The sequence below is a fragment of the Mucilaginibacter sp. OK098 genome (assembly GCF_900142915.1).
In the GTDB taxonomy this organism is placed as follows: Bacteria; Bacteroidota; Bacteroidia; order Sphingobacteriales; family Sphingobacteriaceae; genus Mucilaginibacter.
Genome location: NZ_FRCM01000010.1, coordinates 62,402 through 84,586 on the forward strand (window position 1 = coordinate 62,402; position 22,185 = coordinate 84,586).

The 22,185-nt window shown below is 40.2% G+C and carries 18 protein-coding genes and 1 riboswitch; of the genes, 5 read left to right on the top strand and 13 right to left on the bottom strand.

Features of this window, described 5'->3' with window-relative positions:
* Positions 1-9: 9 nt before the first annotated feature.
* Positions 10-72, bottom strand: a riboswitch (Fluoride riboswitch).
* 231 nt (positions 73-303) lie between these two features.
* Positions 304-2,136, top strand: a complete 1,833-nt coding sequence (locus tag BUE31_RS27670) for a glycoside hydrolase family 35 protein (RefSeq protein ID WP_073407124.1) — start codon at positions 304-306, stop codon at positions 2,134-2,136.
* 54 nt (positions 2,137-2,190) lie between these two features.
* On the opposite strand, the gene BUE31_RS27675 is transcribed toward BUE31_RS27670, so the two are convergent.
* The 10 genes from BUE31_RS27675 to BUE31_RS27720 all read right to left on the bottom strand — a co-directional run bounded on the left by BUE31_RS27675 (position 2,191) and on the right by BUE31_RS27720 (position 12,932).
* The gene (locus BUE31_RS27675) at positions 2,191-3,105 is read right to left on the bottom strand and encodes a hypothetical protein (RefSeq protein ID WP_073407125.1); all 915 of its coding nucleotides are present in this window, start codon (positions 3,103-3,105) and stop codon (positions 2,191-2,193) included.
* A 3-nt stretch (positions 3,106-3,108) separates the two neighbouring features.
* Positions 3,109-4,551, bottom strand: a complete 1,443-nt coding sequence (locus BUE31_RS27680) for an MBOAT family O-acyltransferase (RefSeq protein ID WP_073407126.1) — start codon at positions 4,549-4,551, stop codon at positions 3,109-3,111.
* 8 nt (positions 4,552-4,559) lie between these two features.
* On the bottom strand, positions 4,560-4,940 hold the full coding sequence (locus BUE31_RS27685; RefSeq protein WP_073407127.1) for a VOC family protein: 381 nt from the start codon (positions 4,938-4,940) through the stop codon (positions 4,560-4,562).
* A 217-nt stretch (positions 4,941-5,157) separates the two neighbouring features.
* Positions 5,158-5,400, bottom strand: coding sequence for an acyl carrier protein (locus BUE31_RS27690; RefSeq protein ID WP_073407128.1), 243 nt, complete (start codon positions 5,398-5,400; stop codon positions 5,158-5,160).
* A gap of 17 nt (positions 5,401-5,417) precedes the next feature.
* Positions 5,418-6,332 (bottom strand): class I SAM-dependent methyltransferase, encoded by a 915-nt coding sequence (locus BUE31_RS27695; protein ID WP_073407129.1) that lies wholly within the window; start codon positions 6,330-6,332, stop codon positions 5,418-5,420.
* Entirely contained in the window at positions 6,332-8,053 is a 1,722-nt protein-coding gene (locus tag BUE31_RS27700) for an HAD-IIIC family phosphatase (RefSeq protein ID WP_073407130.1), read from the bottom strand. The genes BUE31_RS27695 and BUE31_RS27700 overlap by 1 nt, the downstream gene beginning before the upstream one ends.
* Before the next feature lie 41 nt (positions 8,054-8,094).
* Positions 8,095-8,856, bottom strand: a complete 762-nt coding sequence (locus tag BUE31_RS27705) for a class I SAM-dependent methyltransferase (protein ID WP_073407131.1) — start codon at positions 8,854-8,856, stop codon at positions 8,095-8,097.
* 140 nt (positions 8,857-8,996) lie between these two features.
* The gene (locus tag BUE31_RS27710; protein ID WP_073407132.1) at positions 8,997-9,863 is read right to left on the bottom strand and encodes an aldose 1-epimerase family protein; all 867 of its coding nucleotides are present in this window, start codon (positions 9,861-9,863) and stop codon (positions 8,997-8,999) included.
* A gap of 161 nt (positions 9,864-10,024) precedes the next feature.
* Positions 10,025-12,457 (bottom strand): bifunctional YncE family protein/alkaline phosphatase family protein, encoded by a 2,433-nt coding sequence (locus BUE31_RS27715; protein ID WP_073407133.1) that lies wholly within the window; start codon positions 12,455-12,457, stop codon positions 10,025-10,027.
* Positions 12,458-12,692: 235 nt separating this feature from the next.
* The gene (locus BUE31_RS27720) at positions 12,693-12,932 is read right to left on the bottom strand and encodes a hypothetical protein (protein ID WP_073407134.1); all 240 of its coding nucleotides are present in this window, start codon (positions 12,930-12,932) and stop codon (positions 12,693-12,695) included.
* Between the two features lie 881 nt (positions 12,933-13,813).
* Between BUE31_RS27720 and BUE31_RS27725 the strand changes: the two genes are divergently transcribed.
* Entirely contained in the window at positions 13,814-14,365 is a 552-nt protein-coding gene (locus tag BUE31_RS27725) for a hypothetical protein (RefSeq protein WP_073407135.1), read from the top strand.
* A 604-nt stretch (positions 14,366-14,969) separates the two neighbouring features.
* On the opposite strand, the gene BUE31_RS27730 is transcribed toward BUE31_RS27725, so the two are convergent.
* The gene (locus tag BUE31_RS27730; RefSeq protein WP_073407136.1) at positions 14,970-15,275 is read right to left on the bottom strand and encodes a GIY-YIG nuclease family protein; all 306 of its coding nucleotides are present in this window, start codon (positions 15,273-15,275) and stop codon (positions 14,970-14,972) included.
* Positions 15,276-15,603: 328 nt separating this feature from the next.
* Here BUE31_RS27730 and tcmP (BUE31_RS27735) point away from each other — a divergent pair, with 328 nt between their 5' ends.
* The gene (tcmP, locus tag BUE31_RS27735; RefSeq protein WP_073407137.1) at positions 15,604-16,740 is read left to right on the top strand and encodes a three-Cys-motif partner protein TcmP; all 1,137 of its coding nucleotides are present in this window, start codon (positions 15,604-15,606) and stop codon (positions 16,738-16,740) included.
* A 131-nt stretch (positions 16,741-16,871) separates the two neighbouring features.
* Here tcmP (BUE31_RS27735) and BUE31_RS27740 read toward each other — a convergent pair whose 3' ends face one another.
* Together BUE31_RS27740 and tcmP (BUE31_RS27745) are read right to left on the bottom strand one after the other, a co-directional pair.
* Positions 16,872-17,636 carry a DUF5131 family protein gene (locus BUE31_RS27740; protein ID WP_073407138.1) on the bottom strand — a complete coding sequence of 255 codons (765 nt, stop codon included), beginning with the start codon at positions 17,634-17,636 and terminating at the stop codon, positions 16,872-16,874.
* A 24-nt stretch (positions 17,637-17,660) separates the two neighbouring features.
* Positions 17,661-18,524, bottom strand: a complete 864-nt coding sequence (tcmP, locus tag BUE31_RS27745; protein WP_073407139.1) for a three-Cys-motif partner protein TcmP — start codon at positions 18,522-18,524, stop codon at positions 17,661-17,663.
* A gap of 972 nt (positions 18,525-19,496) precedes the next feature.
* Here tcmP (BUE31_RS27745) and BUE31_RS27755 point away from each other — a divergent pair.
* Together BUE31_RS27755 and BUE31_RS27760 are read left to right on the top strand one after the other, a co-directional pair.
* Positions 19,497-21,131, top strand: coding sequence for a hypothetical protein (locus BUE31_RS27755; RefSeq protein ID WP_073407141.1), 1,635 nt, complete (start codon positions 19,497-19,499; stop codon positions 21,129-21,131).
* 286 nt (positions 21,132-21,417) lie between these two features.
* Positions 21,418-22,086: a peptidylprolyl isomerase gene (locus BUE31_RS27760; RefSeq protein ID WP_073407142.1), complete on the top strand. Its 669-nt coding sequence runs from the start codon at positions 21,418-21,420 to the stop codon at positions 22,084-22,086.
* Positions 22,087-22,185: the final 99 nt, after the last annotated feature.

The following is a 22,185-nucleotide window of genomic DNA, read 5'->3' on the forward strand; positions in this document are numbered from 1 at the left end:
CTTTTGATCGATGTTGCAGGCGTCATCAGCGAATGCGGTTTTTAAAAGGAAGACACCATTTCCTGATGCAAGGTAAATTTATTTTTTAATTTATAAAAATTAAAGGCTAAACAAATAGGGTAAACGCATTAAAAGGAGGCTCCATCGGAGCCTCCTTTTAATTTGCTTAGTGAGCCATAAGAAAAAATGATTTATTTAATGCGTTTGCCCTGCTAAACAAATGTATTGCGCGATTAAATTAATGTATTTGCGACATTTATTTTATTTCACTACTTTGCCTCACCAATTAATTCTCCGAAACAGATGAAAAAGCTTGCCGTATTACTTTTTGCATTAACTATCATTTCAAACCTGTGCAGCGCTCAGAAAGCCAGTCACACTTTTGCACTTGGCGATTCAACATTTTTATTGGATGGCAAGCCATTGCAGCTCATCTCGGGTGAAATGCATTGCACCCGCATTCCGCGTGCGTATTGGCGACAACGGATGAAAATGGCAAAGGCAATGGGTTTAAATTCTATTGGTACCTACGTTTTCTGGAACGCACAGGAACCCTTAGAAGGGAAATATGATTTTACCGGCAATAACGATATTGCAGAATTTGTACGGATAGCAAAAGAAGAAGGCCTTTGGGTTGTATTGCGCCCAAGTCCCTATGTATGTGCCGAGTGGGAGTTTGGCGGTTACCCGTGGTGGCTGCTAAAAGATAAAACCTTGAAAGTGCGCAGCAAAGACCCTAAGTTTTTGAAATACTACCATGATTATATTATGCAGCTGGGCAAGCAGCTTTCGCCGTTACTGGTTACCAACGGGGGCAATATTTTAATGGTGCAGATAGAAAACGAATACGGCTCATATAGTAACGATAAAGAATACCTTGATATTAACCGTAAAATATTCCGTGAAGGTGGTTTTAGCGGTTTACTCTTTACCTGCGACGGTCCTACACAATTGCCAGCGGGTTATTTGCCGGGCTATTTACCTGCGGTAAACGGGTTGGATGATCCTAAAGCGGTAAAAGCGCTGATCAATAAATACCATGATGGTAAAGGGCCATATTACATAGCTGAATGGTACCCGGGCTGGTTTGATAGCTGGGGCACTCCCCATGCCGGCAGCAATGCTGATAAAGATGCCAAAAAGCTGGATGAGGTTTTAACCGCAGGGATCTCCATTAACCTTTATATGTTTCACGGTGGCACCACGCGCGATTTTATGAATGGTGCAAACATGAACAAGAAGGATCCTTATGATCCACAAACTTCCAGCTATGATTATGATGCGCCGCTGGATGAATCGGGCAATCCAACAGCCAAGTTTTATAAATTCAGGGAAGTAATTGAGAAACATTTGCCGGCAGGTGAGAAATTGCCTGCAGTGCCGGCAACAAATAAGGCCATGGCTATTCCAAATATTAACCTGGTGAGCAGGGCTGCTTTGTTTAGCAACGCAGGGGTACCTGTTGTTTCGGCTAAGCCGCTTTGCTTTGAAGATTTGAACCAGGGTTATGGCTTTGTACTATACCGTACCACACTTAAAAATGCAGCATCGGGACTTTTAAAAATTAAAGAAATGCGCGACTATGCCACAGTTTACTTAAACGGTAAACGCATCAGCGTGCTAGACAGGCGGTTTAAGCAGGATTCACTGCAAATAAACAATGCTAAAAAGGGAGATGTTTTAGACATCCTTGTAGAGAACAACGGCCGCATCAATTACGGCCCTTTCCTGATAGATAACCGCCATGGGATCACCGAGAAGGTTACTTTAAATGATACGGAACTTACCGGCTGGAAAATGTATAAATTTCCTTTCAGCACCGTTAACAGCTTTAAATATTTAGCTAATAAAGCTGCTGGCAAACTTCAGCCCGCGCTATACAAGGGGACATTTACTTTAAAGGCGGTTGGTGATACATATCTTGATCTGCATGGATATGGCAAAGGTTTTGTGTTTTTAAACGGACATAATTTGGGTAAATACTGGAACATCGGTCCGCAGCAAACTATATATATTCCGGCAGGATGGCTTAAAAAGGGGATAAATGAAATTGTGGTGTTTGATGAGCTGAAGAGTGGGCATACAAAAATTTCCGCTTTGAATCATCCGATATTGAATGAGGTGGTTAAAGAGTAACCGGAACACTATTTGTATCAAAACATAACTAGTGTCAAGTCTTAAGACTTAACACTAGTTATCAATTATCTTCTTCAAATCAGCTACTACCTCTTTTGTAAATATAATAGCCCCGGTATCCTGTAAATGGTACTGGTCAAAAAATAAACTGTCTGTAAATACAACCGGGTTATAGTAATTTAAATAGATCCCGCCCTGCCCTTCAACAATTGATTTGCATGTTTCAAAGTGCAACAGGAGAAGTTGTTTGGATACAGGCGTATTGGTATATGATTTTTTTACAGGCGCCTGCACAAAAATAAATTTCACTTTTTGTTCACTGAGAAAAGTGCTTATGCTATCTAATGCATTATAATTAGTTTGTGTGTATCTTGTAGGGAATATATCATGCTCATCCCATTTTTGCCGGTCAATATCTTTTTGTTTTATCCTTAAAGTTGCACCACCCCAGTTATCCAGGTTAAGCGGGTAGGTTGTTAATTTTCTGCGGGCTATCTGGTGCAGTGAATTATAGTTTTTAAAGTAAAACAGTTCAGGGAAACGGTTTTTTAGAAAACCATTAGCATTTATATAATTTAAATATGAATTGTTTTGGGGTGATATAAATTCAGGAAATGAGGAGCAGATAACAACATATTTTGGATGATAGGTTTTAACAAAATCTTTCAGCAATGGGTTCATGTCTACCATTTGCAATCCCCATGATGCAAAATTATAGTAGGAGAGATGGATGTTTTGCACCACAATATTAGAGTTCAGCTCGTAAAGATTTACAGATGAACCCATTGATAATAAGCTTACCTTTTTTATATGCTGCTGTTGTACTTTCAACATCTTTAGATCAAAAAGTGTTGAATTGGTAACTATTGGCGAAAAACCAAAACGAAATAGGATCTCAAAAAATAAAAATACCGGCACAGCAAACAGTAGTGCTTTAAAAAGGAATTTGTTGAGCGGCTTCTTTATCATATCCTAAAACTTAAAATAAATAAAGTCGGCATTCTTTGTGGCGCTGAAGGAAAGAATGAAGAAGATTAAACCAAAGTAGATCAAAGCCCTTACAGGGAATATTTTGATAGCATCAATTTGTAAAGCATGCTGTTTATCCCGTTGCAGCCATTCTGTTAACAGCATTATTGCAATGCATAAAAGTGTGACGGCAGTATTTAGTTTTTCAGTTATTACAAAGCCCGAAAACAGAGAAGGCGAAAATAGCTTGCCGTAATAATCAAAAGCCTGTGATAAGCTATCCGCACGAAAAATGAGGAAAGTAAACATTAACAGGATAAACATCCCGGCCATATTTACGAAGGCTTTTAAAGCAGATTGGCTGCCGGCCTTTTTCTTTTTATTAAGCGTACCCCTTAATACCAGTGGGATATAAAAACAGCCATTCAGGAAACCGAAAAATACAAAGGTCCAGTTGGCGCCGTGCCAGGCGCCTATGAGGGTAAAATTGATCAATATGGCCAATATCAATCCGGATTTTCCATAATCGCGGAAGTAGGCGCTTAAAGGCATAAACACATAATCAGTTAACCAGGAGGTTAAGGAGATATGCCACCTGCGCCAAAAATCAGCAATATTTTGGGCGAAAAACGGGTAGTTGAAATTGCGGGTAATTTTAAATCCTAATAAATTAGCCAAACCTATTGCCATGTCTGAATATCCTGAAAAATCAGCATAAACCTGGATGGTAAAAAGAAAAGCACCAAACAGCAGGGAACTGGCTGGCAGGGTTTTATAATGATCAAAAATTTCTGCATTAAACAATGCGCAATTATCGGCGATAACGATCTTTTTAAATAATCCCCACAAAATCTGGCGCATCCCGTCAGATGCCTGGCTGTAATCAAAAACTCTTTTCTTTTCTAATTGCGGGATGAGTGTTTTTGGGCGATCAATTGGACCAGAGAGCAAACCTGGAAAAAAAGCCACATAGGAGAAAAACACAACCCAATCTGTGGCGGGTTTAATTTTGCCGCTTTTAATATCTAACAAATAACTAATTGTTCTGAAGGTATAGAAGCTGATCCCAAGCGGGAGAATAATGTTAAGCGTATAAATATCAGCCTTGATATTAAACACGCCAAAAGCACTGATGAACGATTTGATAAAAAAATTAAAATATTTAAAAAACAGCAAACAGCCCAATCCCTGGATCAATCCTATCCAAAGTAAAAGGCTTTTCTGCTTTTCATTTTTACTTTTATCTATATAGATGCCTAAAATGTAATTTAATGCGGAGCTGCCGATCAGCAGAAAAAGGAATCGCCAGTCCCACCAGGCATAAAATACATAGCTGCCTGTTAGAATGAGGGAATTTTGAAGTTTAAGATTGCCGCTGAAAATATACCAATACAACAGGAAGAAGATAACAAAAAAACACACAAATGGGAGGGAGGTAAAAAGCATTTGCGTGGTTATTTTGAGTTGAGCAATTCTATCATTCCATAAGAAACGTTCAGGAAGGCAACCAGCCTGTTTTGAAATAATAGGGCTGGTTTTGGCGGCGATATTACAAATGCGTTCTCATTTACCAATCTTTCAATTTCTGTATTAATATCATCTACCTCAAAGCATATATGATAGTAAGTAATATTTTTTTTGAGGAAAGTTTCTACCTGTTTGCCCGAGATCAGTTCAATATTGGTGCCATCGGCCAGGGTTAGTAAAACCAGTTCTGCATTTTGCTGCTCATCAAAAACTTTTGGACTTTGTTTAACAATGGTATGAATCTTAGAAATATTTACTATTTCTTCATCAATGTTTTTGCAGGCCACTCCAATATGATGAAATTTCATATTTATAAATTTATGCTTTATTTATAGCTTCCTCAACGGATTAAAATCCGTTGTCACAATATTGGCCGAAGCTGCGTCCAATGTCATTAAGTTAAGGGGAAACACAAATGTGATCCTCCACAAAAGCTTGGTAGCCCCCTCTAAATCTCCCCCGGAAGGGGAGACTTTAGCTTCGCGCTTTTTTAAAGCCCTCCCTTCCGGGGAGGGTTGGGTGGGACTACAAGGTTTTTGAACTGATAGAACTGATCATTTCGCCAACGGTTTTCCAGCTTAAAATTTCCTGCGAGGTAAACCTGATCTTAAATTGTTTTTCAACAGCCACCACTATCTGGATATGATTTAGAGAGTCCCAATCCTCAACATCATTGGCCGAAGTTTCTTCGGTTAAAACAAGGCTTTCATCATCCAGTATGTCAATAAAAACCTCATTTACTGTTTTTAATATTTCACTTCTGTTCATACTTGCCGGGTGTTTTTTTATTGGGTGATCTTAGCCTTTTTAACGAACGCTCCATACAATATAGCTATTTTAAATTTCTCCGCTTTTTCCGGCGAAACCTCTTCTGATAAGAATGACCTTTCCGATTCAATTTCAAAGCCGGCAGCTTTTATGATCGCTTGTATTTCGTTAACATTATTAAAAAGATAGATGTGATCAATGGCGGGCGCATTGGTAGGGGTAGTGAAAAACAATACGCCATTATCGCTTAGTAAACCGTATATTTTCAACAGCAACTGTAAGGGATTCTCCACATGCTCCAGCACTTCCCCCAGCGTAATAAAATCAAACTTTTCACCATTATTATAATCGTAAATATTTTCGAGGTTATACGCAATCCGGTCATCGTTTATAAAGCTTTTTGCTAAGGCGATGGAGGTTCTGCTGATATCTACAGCAGTTAAAGTGGTTTTATCATCAAGAATTTCTAAGGCTTTTGAAAGATATAACCCATGCCCGACACCAATTTCAAGATAGCTTTTTGTTTTATTGCGATACCCTGGCAATGTGTTAATAAAATAATCCAGCATTTGGTAATGATGTTTCCACAAAAACTGCGACATTATTAAACCATGCATGTAATATTCCATGGTTTCGGGTCGGGCGTAAACCCGTTGGTTTACTTCTTCGAAGGTACTGCTGGTATATTTCCCGGTTCGTAAAAATTCAATGGTTTCACTGTTTACATCGGCTATCATTTGCAGGTAACAATCTATTGCATAATCCAATGTCTTATTTTGAAGCTGCAGGATTTGAATGTATTTTTTAAAAAAGGCATCGGCTAACTTATCATACCGTTCATCAAAAAAGGCTATATTTTTTTTGAGCTTTTTGCTATGGATAGGATTAATGGCCTCTATCTTATTATAGATATAATTAATAGTTTGCTCCATTATTTATAGTTAATAAATATATCTTTTGTTTTACAGGCATTGACATCTGCTATCCAGTAAGCATCTTTTTCAAAAAAGCCGAGATTTTTATAATGATCTTTTACAATTTGATTTTTGGCGGTTGGCAGGTATTCGCCTTTTAAATATTTGAAGTCTTTTGCTTTGGCAAAGTTTATCAAAGTGTTCAATACAAAGTTTTCCATTCCTCTTTTCAGCACCCGGCAGCTCATTAACCAGGTATCAATAAATAAAGTATCCGCACTTTCCTTTTCCAGGATCACTGCGCAGATCAACCCGTTATCGCCAAATTTATCTTCCAGGGTAAATGAAAAAGTAAAAGTACCGGGTGAATCAGTAAGCTTTTCAAGCGCTGCTTCTGTATAGCGGATGGTACGTAAATTAAACTGGTTTGATCGCTGTGAAAGCTGTGCAACCCTCGGGATGTTAAACTTGTTGAAAGGTTCCACTATAGAAACCATGTTTAGGCTTTTTAAAAAATCATTTTCATTAACAAAGCTTTGCTGGTCAGTAATTCGTTTGGCCGCTGTTTGGTAATGTTTTGTTCTTTCGGCATCTTGATTGGTAAATGATGCGGTTTCAAACAGGTTTAAGGAGTATAAATATTCAAGATAATCAGCAGGGTCTTCCGGCAATTCGGGAATAGTTATCTCAGGAATGTGCTCCCGTACCATGTTTCGTTCAAACGGATTATCATCTAAAAAAACCATAGAATCAAATCCAATGTTCAGTGTGTTTTGAATTTCCCGCAGGTTATCAACCTTGTTTTCCCAGTTTGCTGTAAAAACGGCTATGTCCTCCAGCTTCAAAACCATATCGGGATGTTTTTCAAAAGCTTCTTTAGCAACTGATTCGGTGTTTTTGCTACAAACAGCGAGGATGATCCCCCTGTTTTTCAATTTTTTGAGCCAATGCTGAAATTCGGTAAATGTCTTTCCTATACCCAGGCTGCCGAGTTGGATCTGCTCTAATCCATCATCGCCAATTATGCCGCCCCAAATGGTATTGTCAAGATCGAACACCAGGCACTTTTTAATTTTGCCATACATGGCCGCAATAAGCGCAGTTGTGCCGGCGGCTACTTGTGGCAAAATGTCAATACTTAAAACCATATCTGTACTTATATACACAGATGGGTGGAAAAGGGTTGCTTTGCCAAATTGATTTTGGATAGCGGAAAGATCACAAATGGAAAAACCGGGTTGGTTTGCCGCATATAGCATCAGTTCGTAATTGAGCTTACGGGTTTGAAACAAGAATGAGGACGGTGTTTTATTGGCGTAGCTGCCAAATACGGAATCGTTTATTTCGGTGTAATTATAATAAATTATTCTGCAATTTAAGCTGGCACTTATAGTAGTGTTCAGGCTGGCAATCAGCTCCAGTTGCTGATTGGCGAGGGTCTCGTATGCCTCCGGACTTAACTTATTATATTTTTGGAGAAGTTTATGCGACGATTGAAACAGGATAACGATTTCCGGTTTAAATTCATAAAGCGCGGAAGCAGGGTCAAATACTTGTCGCTCAATTTGGTTAAAGTCAGCTTCCCAAATTTGCAGATCAAACCCAAGATCAAAACCCGTACCTCTTAAAGCAACAGAAAGCAATTGTGTAGCGCTGTCACCAAGCAGCGCCACCTTAACGGGCTTTAACGCTGAGAAATTATTCTTAAGGTTTTTTTTCAGCTGCGAGAGGGTCTTCATGGATATAAATTTATAAATAAATCCATGATAAGCCTTAAACCTTATACCTGGCCAATATATATTTCAGTTTGATACTGAAAGCTTACCTTGCCGCCTCCATTGTATTTTGAAAAAATGGCCTGCAACAATTCCCTGAACTTTTTCCCTTCTTCAGAGTTTTGAGGCGGTACATATGATGATGAAAATGCACGGCCCATTAAGCCGTCAAGGTCAAATACCTGTGCATTTTGATAATTAACCTGTTTGTATTGGCCATTTTTAAAAAAAGCTTTAAAGTCGATATCGGTTATGTTGCGATGGTTTACCTTATTATAATCTACCGAACCGTTTTTGAGCAGATTTTCATAAGCGCGTGAAAAGTCATCGGTATCAGTCAGGCGATTGTTCCAGATCAAAGCGGCAGAGCTACCATCTTTCAGGATCCTTTTGAATTCGGCTCGGGTACGGTCATCATTAAACCAATGGAAAGCTTGCGCACAAACAATCAGGTTAATGCTTTTGTGTGGCAAAGTTGTGGCCTCTGCAATGGCATCAACAGCAGTATAGTTTTCATAGCTGCCCAGCCATTGTTTGGCGGCCTGTTGCATAGCCAGGTTTGGTTCAATAGCATAAACTATGTAGCCTTTATCAAGCAGTAATTTTGTAAAAATGCCTGTTCCCGATCCTATGTCTGCAATTATTGATTCTTCAGTTAACCCGCATTCATCTTGCAAAAAATCAATCACCTCATTGGGATAGCCGGGCCGGTATTTTACATAGTTATCAACCCGTTCTGTAAATCTTTTGGTAGGATCAGATGTCATGTTAAGTTGATTAAGTTAGATTGGGTTGATCGAGTTGGATTAGGTTAATTAGGTTCTTGAAGTTTTATAAACTTCCTGGTTGGATCAGTTATCATAAACTTATTCAACTTAGTCTAACTTATTCAACTCAATCAACTAAACTACACACTAATAAAAAATGCAGCCTCAAAAACATGACCGGGTTTTAAATGCTGGATGTCTTCTTTTTTGCTGATGTCAACATGTTTATCAACTGTGTCGGCACAGCCAAGCCATGGTTCAATGCAAACAAAATCTGCGCCGGGTTTTGCCCACAGGCCCAGGTAATTAAAGTGAGGAAACTCAACCGAAATGGATTGTTCATGTTTATCGCTCCTGATGCACACCTCGCGCGATTTAATGTTTTTAAATACCAGCGCATCATCTTTAAACAGGTCCCTGGTTAAATACAACCTGTTTTTTGGTGCAGCAACAGGATGGGTTTCGCCGTTAAAAAAGCCATCTTTTGATAATAAGTGCGTTACTAATTTTTCTTCGATTTCAAACTCCAGGTAATAGTCTTCATACCGCTCATTTGCATTAAAAGGGACTCTGAAAGCCGGGTGTGCGCCAACAGAGAAGTAAATTGTTTTTTTGTCGTGGTTAATGAGCTTGTAAGTTACCCGCAGCGCATTATCTATCAGCGTATATAAAACCTGGAAATCAAATTTATAAGGATAAACGCGTAAGGTGGTTTCGCTGTTTGGAAGCGAATAAACGGCATGTACATCATCACTCTCCAACAGCACAAATTCCGATTGCCGGGCAAACCCGTGCCTGCCCATTGGATAGGTATTGCCATCAACCAATAGCTCATCATTTATCAAACCGCCTACAACCGGGAACAGGTTTGGCGCATGCCAGGGCCAAAAGGCCGGGTCGGCCTGCCAAAGGTGTTCGGTTTGAGTTTCTTTGTTATAAACAGAAGTAAGCTCCGCTCCCTTTGTGCTTATTTCTACCTTCAGAAAGTCGTTTTCTAATTTGGCCATGTGATTGGTGTATTGGTGTTAAAACTTTCTAAATTATGAAATTGTTTTTGAAAAGAAAATATGTGAGATGTCCAGCTGAAACTGAATGCACACCATACCACGAGTTCGTTACGCTAAACCTCCCCTAATGACTATTGCCCAATGACTAATGACTTTTTGCCTCAATCGTCATCCTTTTTCTTCTTTTCCAGTATCACAAAAGCGCTGCGTTTGGGGACGGGTAAAATGGCGCTCTCACCTTTTACATATTTCCAGATCACCTCGTTCAGATCCAGATCGGGAATTGCATCCTCTTTTGAAAAATTAAAACGCTCAGAACGGATACTGCTTTTGTTATCAGCAACGTTGCGTTGTTCCAGGTTAACCTGTGCAGGTTTTATAATGTAAGGCGAAAAATCAGGCTTGCCGGTAAAACATTCATAAAGCGGCAGGGCCGATGCATCATACTGGCTCATTGGCGGCAAACCTAATATCAATTCTATAGTACGCAGCACGCCCGATGTAGAATACATGCTGTGGATAGCCTCATTACGTTTTACGTATGGCCCTGCCACATAAACCGGAGAGCGGTGCGCATCGATGTGATCGGGGCCGTTTTGAGCGTCGTCTTCCAATACAAACACGACAGATTCCTTCCAGATCGGGCTTTGCGAAAGATGCTCTATAATAAGGCCAACTCCCTGGTCATTATCAGCTACGGCAGCTATGGGAGAGATCGCTCCCTTTTTTTGCCCGCTGGTATGGTCGTTACTGATCCTGATGGTGTTAAACTGTGGTACGGCATTTATGCTGAGCAGCGAATCAAAATCATGCGCCCAAACTTGCGAACGTTTAATGTCGGTTATACTCAGGTCGAACCCCGGCGCCTGTGCACAGAAATGGTCTTTTAGCGATTTAATATTTGGCTTGCCATCGTCAATAAACTCGCCATAAGTACGATAGGTTACACCGGCTCTTTTGCAATAATCCCATATATAGCCATCGCGTGGATCACCGGCTTTGCGGGTACCTTCCGAATCATAATTTCCACCGCGACCGCCATAGCCGGTTGGCCAGGTTTTTTCAATAAAATCGGTAGCGTAGGCCGCCATGCTCCAGTTATGGCCATCAGCGCTCACTTCGGCATCTACATAAAAATTATCCAGCAAAACAAACTCATTGGCAATTGCATGAAGGTTTGGGGTAACCTTAGCGCCAAAAATGCACAGCGAAGTGTCTCCATTGCCTTTTGGCATATCACCCAAAACCTGGTCGTAAGTGCGGTTTTCTTTTATAATGTAGAACACATGTTTTATAGGCGATTTCTCACCCCGCTTGCGCGGGATAGGATTGCCGGCTTCACCGGCAGCAGTAGCTGCAATTTTATTGTTAAAAGGGGTATTGGCATACACCTGTTTGGTATAACCTTTTAGTTGCGCTTCATTTGGCGCATCAATAAACGAAAGCGTTCCTTTAAACAACCCGCCAATGTATTGCTCCCTGCTGTTAACAGCACCTTTTTGGTAGCCGCTGTTATCGGTCTTTCTAACCGGCTGCGGTCCTTTTGGGTTAGCCATTGAGGTAAAGCCTTTACCGTTTGCAACCAGTATTTTACTGCCCAGTGTTTTTACATTGGTAGGGTACCAGCCAACCGGGATAAACCCCTGGCTTTTGCTTTCGCCCGGCTTAGTAACGTCAAATACGGCAAGGCAATTGTTATCTGCATTGGCTATATACAATGTTTTCTCATTGGCAGATAATGCAAGCCCGTTGCTTGTTGAGCCTGTTAATCGGGTAGGGTAAAGCGAAGTAGAGATCACCTCAACTGTTTTACGGGTAGCGGTGTTTATAACCGAAACAGAATTGTCATTCGCGTTAGCAACAAACAACCAGGTACCTTTTTTATTCAGTAATAATTCATTTGGGTGACTGCCGGTTTTTATATTGCTTATTGCCCCGGTAACCGTACTGTAACAGCTCACTTCTTCACCACCCCAAATGGAGATATACAGCGTTTTTTCATCGGGCGAGAGGATGCAGCTATAGGCCTCGGCTGCCAGCTTTACCTTTTTTAGGATCTTATGGCTGGCGGGTTCAATTACATATAAGACGCTGTCTTCTTTAGTAACGGTATATAAGCGGGTATTGCTTTTGTTAAGCGTAATGCCCGTAGTACAGATCTTATTTTTGGGCCACGACTCACCAAGCTTTATGGTATCTGCCGCGCCTATCTTATTGTTTTCAATAGGGTAAACCAGGATGCGGTTATCATTTCCGCCTGATGCATACAATGTTTTTTCGTCCCTGCTGAAAGCCAGGCCATACCATGATTTTTTGATGATCCTTTCATCCAGCAGCTTTTCGGTTTTGGGGTCAATCAGTTGGATAGATTGCGTGCTTTGCCCGTTGTTGGTAACCGCCAGTAATTTGCCCGATGCAGATAATTGCATGTTTAAAGGCAGATCGCCAAGCGGCAATGAGCGGCCAACCGGGCTCAGCTTCCAGCCGTTTGGTAACAGCACCTGGTTGGTGGCTGCTATTTTACCGGGAATTTGGGCGATGGCTTGTAAACTTATGCTAACTGCAGCAATACAGAGGATCAGTTTTAGTTTCATGGGATAGAAATTATACCCAAAAATACTGATTGATTTTGAAGGAAAAGGTGTGTTAACACAAACTTAATGTAACGAATTAGTGGCTGGATTGGATGGGTTTTAGGATTGTTGCTTCATCCGGCCTGTTGGTTACGGCACAGGTAAGGGTACTAAAGAGAGGATAGTAAGCTGAAAGCTTACTAAATGGCGCACCACGGGTTACGCTGCACTAAACCCGCGGCAGCGGCTGTCAAGCTCAATAAGCCATATTATTTCTGTTAATTATTATCTTGTCAATACAGTTGCCTATTGCCTGCAATACGTGTTCGTCTAAAAAGTCTTCTGTTCGTTGCATCCATTCGCTGCCCATTTTAAAAAGCATAACTGCTTTGCCATTATCAAACTGAACCTTCCAAACGTGCCATGTTTTGAAGTAAGCACTTGTAATATTTATCAATTGAATGGTTCCATCAGGTAGATTGACTTTATGTTTCATTTTATATTTACGACATAACCGGGCAATTATTGTAAGGTATTTTTAAATTACAAAAAGCAGACACTTACAGAAATAATGTGGGGATAAGGCCCCTGAGGGTATTATTTGGAGTAAAAGGGTCAACATAAACTTAATAGAATCAGTGTGTTCCCGGGGTAAAGCCGGGCTATTGCATGAGGGCTAAAAGTTTAGTGGCTACCCTCGGTTGGCTATATGTAACTATTTTGTGACAATAACTAATCGGGTAGTCTTGTTCCGTGGAACAGCGCTAACAACGGGAACAAACGGAACAAAAAAACCGATCTGAAACAGCATGGAACAAGTGGAACAGGCGGAACAACAAAAAAGATCCACCTCCTTTTTGGGATGCTCCCGAAGCGCACTTCATTATTCAACATTCCTTATTCTGTGTTCGATATTTTTTAATTATTCCCATTCCTTAAGCTCACAATATATAAATAGCATTACAGCAGCACTTATTAATCGCCCTGTTTGAGCTATGACCCATCGGGTCTGCCCCTTTGTAGAATCGCAAATTCATTTTTATTTGCCTCGTAGAGCAATGTCATTAAGTTAAGCCGATTAATTGGTTTTTACCCGCTGCCGCTGGACCTTCCCTCTCTTCCGCAAGCGGCAAAGAGGGAAAAGAAAAACTAATAAATCAAAGTCGTTCCTTACCTCTTTCCACCGCAGGTGAAGAGAGGTCGACGAGCGAAGCAATGTCGGGTGAGTCAACTATGCGCTATGCATTAACGCCAATGCCCGGCGACTTCACTCATTCGCCACCACCATCACAAAATCCCCCCACCCCTCACAAAAAATAAAGAAATACACTTACATTAGGACCTGATTTATCCCTTACTCAACACTATACCTTAATCATGGACAGAACCCTTAAGATCTATACCAAAACAGACCACCTTTTTGCAGAATTTATTTTTAGTTACGACCATCCGCGACAAGCCAAAGCTCATTACACACAATACCGCCGCCTGTATAACGATGATGAAGAAGATGAAAGCAAAGCGGTATATCCCCTTACGGACAGGGACGTGTACCTTCAATTCAGGCAGTTCGACTCCATAGAGCAGATCAGATCCTTTGATGTTGAAGTAGCGAAAAACGAGCTGGGCCGGGATATGACCGATCCGCGGGGCTACAATTATGTATATGACCCCACGCCGGTGCTGCTGCGTTATGTGGTTCAAAATCACATCGGCTGTATCGGGATGGTAAATGTGCTGTTCAGTTTTATTGACAATACCAAGGAAGTGAAGTTTCTTTCGGCCACAAACCCCAGGTATGATTTTGACATCTCATCCAACAGCCTCGAAACCAATGTAGATTGCATAGTAAGAATTCCCTGGTACACCGACAGGGATGTCAGAGAGATCAGCAGCCATGATTTGAAGCGGCTGGAGCCGTGGTATTAGTCTCCGCCCGTCATTGCAAGGAACAGCCTGTCCCGAACTTGTTTCGGGAAAGCAACCTCCGCGAAGGACAATCAACGGACCTTTATATTGATGGAAACCTTACAGCCGCTGTTTGGAAACCACATAGCTTATTACGGCACTACTGGTATAACGCAGAGATTGCTTCGAACCCGGCTGCGAGCAGCCAGGCTCGCAATGACGTGGTGGTGAGGTTTTTCTCCACCCGTCATTGCGAGGAACGAAGCAACCTCCGCGAAGGACAATCAACGAGCCTTTATACTGATGGGACCTTACAGCCGCTGCTCGGTAGCCACATGACTTATTACTATTTTACCCGCATAGCTCAGAGATTGCTTCGAACCCGGCTGCGAGCAGCCAGGCTCGCAATGACGCGGTAGTGAGGTTTTTCCCTAGCGTCATTGCGAGGAACGAAGCAACCTCCGCGCAGGACAATTAACGAACCTTTATGCTGATGGAAACCTTACAGCCGCTTCTCGGTAGCCACATGACTTATTACTATTTTATCCGCATAGCTCAGAGGTTGCTTCGAACCCAGCTGCGAGCAGCCAGGCTCGCAATGACGTGGTGGGGTTGGTGGTTGTATTTATTCCTCAATTAACTTATCATACAGATCAATCCATTCCGGATTTAAGGAGTTAACCAATTGAATTTTAGCTTTCCTGTTACCGCCTTTAATTGCTTTTTCCACGGCAATTGCTTCTTCAATACGGGAATAGAAACAATAATAGACCAACTTTTCACAGTTGTATTTTGCTGTAAAGCTATTTGGATAAAAGTGAGTTTTATGTTCCCAAACCCTGCCGGTAAGTTCGGAAGTAACGCCTACGTATAAAACAGTATGCCGCTTATTGGTCATTATGTAAACGCAGCCGCCGTGTGCAAATACCATCCTGCAAAATAAAAATTATTTTTTAATCAAGCATCTTCTCCCGGTGTGGTGGTGAGATTTTCTCCTCCGCTCGTCATGGCGAGGAACGAAGCAAACTCTGCTTAGGACAATCAACGAACCTTTATGTTAGTGGAATCTTAAAGCCGCATAATAATGTAAACCAATAACAGGATTAATCAATTTCACCTGTAAATTTTTTTTAGGACGATACAAGTGAGGGATGCAAAACGGTACGTAATCAAAAAACTAACAACGTTAGTAATTAATAATTTTTGACTACATTTATAAATATTAATTTTTTATAAATCAGCTAATTACATTAATTTAAATGGATACCGATTTTTTTAAAAAACAGACTCGATCATCAGAAGTTAAAGCGAAAATTGTAGCAGAATATTTTCCACAATATTGCCGAATAATCCTTAAAGCCCCATTAGAACACAAACAAATAAGATATATTGACCTTTTTGCTGGGCCTGGGATTTATGAGGATAATAAATTGTCGACTCCATTATTATTAGCTCGAGCTTGTGCTAATGATCCCGCATTAAAAAATATAGTACGTTTAATATTTAACGATAAAGAACATTCGGAAAAGCTAAAAGAAAATTTTAAAAAATTTTTTCCTGAAAAAACATTCAAACATGACCCTGTTTTTAAGAATAAAACAGTTGGGGAGGATCTTAGTATAGATAATTTTCTAAATAAAGAACCTGAAAAAACTAATCCATTCCCTACCTTACTTTTCTTTGACCCTTTTGGATATAAGGGTATAAATACATTGATTTTATCTAAATTTCTAAGTAATTGGGGGAATGAACTTTTTTTGTTTGTTAATATTAAACGCATAAATCAAGCCATATCCGTCGGGAAATTTGATGAGATGATGCAGTCTCTTTTTCCTACTACTATTGAAGAATTAAGAATGGATAGAAAGTATAAATCCACTTCAGTGCATGAAAGGCTAATATTAATAATGAACCATTTAGCTTTAGAATTCGACAAAGCTGTTACCGGACCAAAACTGTATAGTTGCGAATTTAGATTTCAAGAAGAAGACAGCATTGCAACTAGCCATTTTATAATTCATTTTACGAAGCATCCTCGTGGTTTTGAACTAGTAAAACAAATATATTATGATTTCGACAATATTGGCGCAACACTTGAAAGGGATGGTACTTATACATTTGATGCAAAAAAAATGGGAAGTAGCTCGATAGATTTTGGAGATCAAAATGTTCAATTACTTTCAACCCATATTTTAAATAAATATAAAGGAAGACGTATTTCTGCAAAAGCACTGTTTGATGAACATCAGTCGACCAGTAAATGGGCAGGCTCTCATTATTCTAAAACTTTGAGATACATGGTCGAGCGCTCTCAGGTAAAAACAACTTTTACCGATAATAAAAAGCATAAAGTAAGCGTGCTTCTTTCAAAAGAATGTATTTTAGATTTTAATTAGATGGCCCCCAACTTTGAGAATTTTAATAAGGTCTCTTAATTATTATATATTCTAATGATGTTTTATGCTATCTTCTATTATTTGAAAGGAGATACCAGAACGACAAAATTACATAATATTAATAAATGATCTTATGTAGTTAGCTGTGGAAGTTCTCTATATACTTTTCCATCGAGTTCACAGCCACCTTTTGCGTGATTAGGATGCTCTTTAGCAATTGTGGGATCATTTTGATTTATATTGAATTTGGGTTTCCCCCATTGCTTAAAGAAAAATGGCACTGAGTTCCGTTCGCAATTCACACGGACGTCTTCTATCCATTCATATTTGATTGGTCGCGCGCCATGACCGGATTCACCTCCAACAATTACCCAATTAATATCATTTAATAAAAGATTTTTAACAGGACCTATTAAAGGTTCTACGGATAAAAACTTAGTTATTGCTGGGATTTGACGCAAATCATTAACGCGGTAACTGTACTTTTCATTCTCAACAGAAACCCCCATCCAAATGTTAGATGTCCAGTGCAGTTCATCAGCTATTTTTAACAGTCTATCTGATCTTTTTGTTAAAATCTGATAAATATGTTGAGGAGTCTGATTCATAACCGAAAAAACTGCTTTAATAAAATCTAAAGGTATCTCATCATGAAATAGATCACTCATAGAATTTACAAACACAACTTTAGGCTTGTTCCAGGTAAAAGGAATGTTTAATGCACTTGGGTGGGTTTTTATAATTTTAAATCCGTCTTTATATTTTTCCTGCCCCATAGCTTTCAATCTACGAGTCATTACTTCTGCATAGCAAAATTTACAACCTGGGCTGATTTTTTTACAACCAGTTACAGGATTCCAAGTCAATTCGGTCCACTCAATACTTGATTCTGCCATACGCTAAAATACTAAAAAAATTAGTTAAAATAAAGATTGTTGATCACCTGCATATTGTTTTCTTATAATGTCCCAAAATTTGTTTCCTAATGGGTCTTTTGAAAAAAAGGCAAGATGATATAATAACACATTTTTACCTTTTAATTTATAACGAACATCGTGAAAGTCAGCAACATCTTTATAACCTAATGTCATTATATTTTTCTTATAAATTTTGCTTAAAAATAAGGTAAAGGACTGATTAGTTAAATCAACTAATCCAGTAAATTCATTTCGCCACTTTGGATTATCCAAAAATAGAGAAATAGTATCGTTTGAAAGGTTTTGATATTTCTTTTCATTTCTTGTGGCAGCCATCCCTGTTGCTATAAGCATTAAAATGTCTACTTTCAAAAGGCCTAATTTTTTTACTGTATTAAAATGTATATTTAAATTAAAAGGGTCTATAAAACAAAAACTTAAGACTGTATTATTAAATGAGTGCCTGGGTATTAAATTTATAATATCATTAATTTTATTATTACAGCTTCCTAATACAAAGCTTGTATTTGCGTTAGGAAAATCCCTTTTTATTCGTATCTCAAGTGCATTTAATAGACTCTCATCTTCCTCACAAAAAATATATTTTTGAAAAGAAATTGGTGTTGAAAGAGCTATCATAGCTCCAGATTTAATAATTTTTCCTGTAGACTTAATCTTACAATAACCACTTGAAGCAAATAAATCTATATAAACTAAATTGCCCCATTTATTATTCATGGACCGGGTAAATAATTCAGCATAGTAACCTAATAAATTATATTTTTCAATGCCCCAAACACCAACTTCTGGAATAATTAATCCATCATCAGGAACCTCTTGAATAGGATTGTATTTTTTAATACTCATTTAATAACATTTTGTAATAAGGTTAGTCTTCTAAAATTGAAAAAGCTTTGAAAATCAAAGATTTAAATATACAACTTAGTTGAAACGTTAACAACTTTCAATCTATGTGTTGCACTTCACGACCAACTCAAAGAGGTGAAACACCCGCCTAACGCTGGTGCCGTATGAGCGGAAAGCGCGCCGAGCTTTTATCGGCGGGAAATGCCCCCAAAACATACAGTTCAGCCATGCGCCGCGTTTAGGTAAGCCTTGGGGTACGTGCCTAACAGAGAAAAACCTGTTAAATAGCGCATAGCTTGGCTAATTGTAGGGCTATGTTGTTTATAAAGTACTGCCACATTGTTCAATTAAACAAAACAGGCAAAACCATCAATTTTAATCAACTAAAAAATCGGAACATGTTGATTATAAACAAATTACGATAGTATGCCTAAAATGCATCAATTTTGTATCGCTTGATTATCAGTCACTTGTATTTCAGTAAAAACTAAAAGTGCTGATAATGAGTATGTTTCACGGTGTTCCACCCCGTTCCGCGTACAAAAATGGAACGGGGTGTAATCCAATCCCTCTACACCCTCATTCCCACCCTTCACCGCTGCGGTAACAAGGACACCATTCATCCCTAAATCCCCTAAAATCCGTTTAATCCCGGTTCAAATATCACGTAAAAACACGCGTAAAATTCAGGGTTTATACGCCTCCATTTTGGGATTTCGTAAAATACCTTTGGGTATTGATTATCTATTGATATTTAACTAAAGTACTGAGCCTTAAGTTCTATTTAAAGAAAATCAAAATTCAACTTACGACCAACGACCTGAAATAAACCGATTTCAACAAAAAATTAATAGCGGAGCAAAAGCCGAAAATCCTTTTTGTAATTGTCTGCAGCAAAAACAAATAAAAGAGTAAGCCTCCCGTTAGCCGAAAAGGGGAATAGAGTAGGCAAAAACATTAAAAAAAATCATCATGCCAAGTGCAATTTACCAGTATGTTTATTACGAGCCGCTAAATGTTGGCGGCCCCGAAACCAGGCAGAACAGGAACCCTGCCACATCATCAAAATACCTGCCAGTACCCGGAATTTTGGTGCCATCAACTAATGTGCTGGCTACCGGCAGTACATTTACCCCTGATGTTCCTCCGGCCAGCTACAGCCATGCCGGGCTTACCTATAACTTTGGTTTTATGAATGTTTCAGGCTGCGTTGGCGCAGGCGAAACTTCAACAGACATTACTCACCTGCCGGGTACGGCCCCGCTTGCCCCCCTGGTTGTTGGTGACCAGGTTATTAATATTTTAGTGGTGTACATTGTTCACGGTGGCGGCGGAGGTGGCGGCGGCGCAGGGATCTACCTGGATGCCTTTAATGAAACCACAGGAGCTTTCCTTGATAACTTTTTTGTAACCAGTATTGCCCCCGATAATTCTTTAACGTCAAACGTTAACGTATACGGCTCCTTAGCCGTTGAACCGCATGTGGAAACGCTTGTTGCGGCTGCCCATCCCATTAACACGCCTATGGTTGTAAACAGCTCGGCGGTTTTTGATAAATGGGTAAAGCTGGAAGGCCCCGCAGGCAACCCGGTAATAAGCGGCAACAGCCTGAGTTTAGGTGTAGGCGCTTCAACCCCTTCGGATATAGCTGCCTTTGCGTTTTATAAAGACCCTGCATCAGTTTATATCACCGGTGGCTACGAGAGCCCTGATATTCTGCTTTTTACACCATTTAGCACCTCTGCACTGGGTACGCTTGTGCCAATCGGGAGCTGGGATACTTCTGTATTGCCTGGTGTGCATTACGGGTTTGCTGCGGTAGTACATAATGATTCTGCCTATGAGGTAAGCACCAAAGTTACGTTCTGGAACATCCCCGGCGGCGCCGGCACATTGGGTGTAATGCTTGATACGCAAACAGTTATTATTCCTGCTAGCAGTTCGGCAACTGTTTTCTCTTCGCTGCCGTTTATTAACACAGGCGGGCATACCTGCGCAGTAGTTAGTATTGATACTGACGATTCGCCTTGCCAGTTTGACCCCGCGAGCTCAGCAGATTCGATACACATACCAAGCCCGCTGCCTGTTGGCCATAATTGCTCAGCCTGGAGAAACACCAACACAATTTTTGTACTCCCCGGCGCTCCATGGCATTTCGAAATAGGTTTGGGAGACATTCACCATTATGGAGAGGCGCAGATAGGGATCCAATTTGAGGTGCAACATGCAGCTGCTGACTTTGCACGTAATGAAAAGGATTTTGAAGTAATTAAGGCGCACAGGCGTATTTATGCCAAAACGCCTCCTTACCTTATTCCTGTGCTCAGGAAAAAACTGCCTTCGGCCGACATTAAACCTGTGGTAACGCTGGTTTCAAAGGGCGAGATACAAGATAGGCAGGGTGAAGGATATTTACTGACCTTTGCAGACAAGGCTGAAACCGGTTTTAAAGTTTCGGGTGTAGTGCCTGCAAATGCCAAGGCTGGTGATACTTTCCTTGTTCAGCTTACTGCTCATTATCCTAAAACAGGGCGTGTTCCTGCAAGGTCTGTAGGGTTCCTTCAGATCCTGGTTGTAAAGGATAATTTGCGTGTAAAAGGCAAATAAGTAAAATTTCGGTTCAATCTATGAATATAAGGGTTTCATTCCGTTAAGGTTTGAAACCCTTTTCTTTTGCATAGAAAACGGCGTCGTGCAGGCCTTCGACCTGCGCTGATGGATAACGGCCTTTCAGGCCTTTAACATTTTGGTAAAACCCGAAACAAAAAGCCCTGAAGGGGCTCAATCCCCCAGCGCAGGTCGAAGGCCTGCGCTGTAAATGGCGTTAAACATTAAAATTTTATGTAAATTCGTTACACAAAACACACTAATCGCCTCACTAAAACATATCACCTTGAAAAAAATATACCTGGTACTCACCGTCCTTTTATGCCTCACTGCAGTTTCCACCTTCGCGCAGCAAAAAAATCAGTTTGTAAAAATTGAAACAGAGCAAGGGGCATGTATTGTTAAGCTTTATAACGAAACGCCTGTGCACCGCGATAACTTTATTAAGCTGGTAAAAAGCGGTTATTTTAATGCCACTACCTTTAACCGGATACTGAAAGGCTTTGTGATCCAGGGCGGTGACCCCGACTCCTTGTACGACAAATCAAAAACCTTAAAGCCGGAACAAAAATGGATCAGTCCCGAATTTAACCCGGCTTTATATCATAAAAGAGGAGCGCTGGCCATGGGCCGCGATGACAATAAAGCTAAAGAATCATTCACCACCCAGATTTATATTGTGGATGGCAAAACCTATACCAATGCCCAGCTTGACGCCATAGAAAAAAAGAACGGCATCCGCATCCCCGAAAATGAGCGGGAAGTATACCGAACCATAGGCGGCACCCCGTTTTTAGATCAAAACTATACCGTGTTCGGCGAAATTGTAAAAGGAACAGATCTGATAGATAAAATAACCGCCGTAAAAGTGAACGCCGACGGCAACCCGGATAAACCAGTTTGGATGAAAGTAAAAGTATTGACACCTAAGGAAGCGGCGCAAGCGTTTAAATAGAGGTGGTACAAATAAAAAGTTAAAAAAATCCCCTTCCCTCCATCCCGCTTGCGGAAGGGAGGGTGATCCATCCGCTGGCTAGCGGAGTCGATCGGGTGG